The organism is Mycobacterium sp. NGS27 (genome assembly GCF_059813005.1).
In genome coordinates this window covers 1-218 of sequence record NZ_JCALDT010000066.1, presented here as the reverse complement: position 1 = coordinate 218, position 218 = coordinate 1, and the positions used below count along the sequence as shown (strand labels likewise).

Annotated in this window: 1 protein-coding gene; it reads right to left on the bottom strand. The window is 69.3% G+C overall.

All coding sequences use genetic code 11. The features are described 5' to 3' along the window. A partial coding sequence (locus AC5Y30_RS25600; protein WP_499922130.1) for an AMP-binding protein occupies positions 1-218 on the bottom strand: 218 nt, incomplete at both ends.

Sequence of the window (218 nt, the reverse complement as noted above, 5' to 3'; positions counted from 1 at the left end):
AGGACGAAAAAGGCCGCCCGTGCGATTGGCGACCCGATCGGCGGGGCCCCCGACCCGGCCACCAGCGGCAGGCTCTTGGACGCCCACATCGTGGTTTCGGTGGGGCCGTAGACATTGACCATCACCCGCCCCGGCGCCCACCGATTCACCAGCTCGGGCGGGCACGGTTCAGCACCGATCACCAACGCCGCTTCCACCTGCTGCGGGGACAACATCCC